Consider the following 216-nt stretch of genomic DNA (forward strand, 5'->3'; position numbering starts at 1 on the left):
ATGTGTATAAGAGACAGAGGATGCAGAGGACGTCAGTGAGGACAACTATGTCGGAGGGGTCGATGCCCTGAGTTCACGGGAGTTGTCGGTGCTGCAACTGATCGCCCAGGGCTGCTCCAATCAGGAGATCAGCGACAGTTTGTTTATCTCCCTGCACACGGTAAAAACCCACGCCCGCCACATCAACAGCAACTGTCTCTTATACACATCTGACGC

The 216-nt window shown here is 53.2% G+C and carries 1 pseudogene; it reads left to right on the forward strand.

Annotated elements, in window-relative coordinates:
• Window positions 1–55: 55 nt before the first annotated feature.
• A pseudogene (locus tag ACQ4LH_RS21850) lies at window positions 56–216 on the forward strand (response regulator transcription factor); the annotation flags it as partial.

It is taken from the genome of Pseudomonas peli (assembly GCF_050563605.1).
Lineage (GTDB): Bacteria > Pseudomonadota > Gammaproteobacteria > Pseudomonadales > Pseudomonadaceae > Aquipseudomonas > Aquipseudomonas peli_A.